The following is a 1,135-nucleotide window of genomic DNA, read 5'->3' as shown; positions in this document are numbered from 1 at the left end:
GGTAGCCCGCCGTGGCGGTATCGGCGGTCAATTATTAACGGCTTCGTTAGAAGAGTTAAAAAAACGCGGTCAGGGGATCACCATTTTGATGCCGTCCAAAGCTGCGTTTTACCAACAATACGGTTGGGAACTGTACGCTCATCAGTGGGTGCAAACCTTGAGTCTTGAAGAGTTACGTCCGCTTACGGATAAAACACTTCATTTCGGTCTTTTGCAATCGGAAGACGAATGGACTAAGTTAGCCCCAATCTATGAAGCTTATACTGAAGGTTTATCCGGTTATGCCGTGCGCGGTGAAAAAGAATGGCGACGCTTATTGGGCAGCTTTTTTGCGGAAGGCGTGCGCGTAGCTTATGTGCAGACGGAAGACGGCCGAATTGAAGGTTATGCGGTATATCGTTTGGGTGCCGAAGAAATTCCGGTTACCGAATTTGTGTATACCTCTCGTCGCGGTCAAAAAGGTTTACTCAATTATTTATACAATCATCGTTCGCAGGGGTCGAGCATTCGTTGGAACGAAGGTATGCAGGACGAATCCTATATCTTCCATCCAAACGGTAAAACCGGTCATACTACTATGCCATACATGATGAGCCGCATCGTAGATGTAGCTACCGCTATGGCGAGCGTGCCGGTTCATATCGATGCGCATTGGCAAAATCAGCCGGGCGTAGTTGACGGTAAATATACTTTCACCATGGGTGTAAAAGATTCCTTGGCAACTTGGAATGAAGGGACTTATGAGGTAACAATTCATGCGGACGGTCATGTGGAAGCTGTTAAAACAGCGGACGAAGTGAAAGCTGATGTGCAGGTGGTAAGTGAAGTAGGCGCTTTAAGCCTTATCCTTATGGGTCGCATGACAGCTTCGGAACTGCTGTTTGAAGGTAAAGTGTGTGGTGAAAAAGCGGTGATTGCTATGCTTAACCGTGTTTATCCGAAACAAAAAACATACATTAATGAATGGTGGTAAGAATTAATATATAAAAAGGCCCTCATAAGGCTCAGACTCTACTTATACCGGATGTGATACGTCCGATTGGCTAGAGGCTTTGAATCTTATGAGGGCTTTTTGTTTTGTCAGCTTTTTGGAATTTAGCGGAATGAACCGACCCCTTAAAGTTAGACCTAAAAA

The 1,135-nt window shown here is 45.4% G+C and carries 1 protein-coding gene; it reads left to right on the top strand.

What is annotated here, in order from left to right:
• Window positions 1-973: GNAT family N-acetyltransferase (locus tag QZL64_RS02175; RefSeq protein ID WP_296309174.1), on the top strand; the 973-nt coding region annotated here is incomplete at its 5' end.
• Between the last annotated feature and the right edge of the window lie 162 nt (window positions 974-1,135).

It is taken from the genome of Veillonella sp. CAG:933 (assembly GCF_000431435.1).
In the GTDB taxonomy this organism is placed as follows: Bacteria; Bacillota; Negativicutes; order Veillonellales; family Veillonellaceae; genus Veillonella_A.
This window is presented reverse-complemented; position numbering and strand designations above follow the sequence as displayed.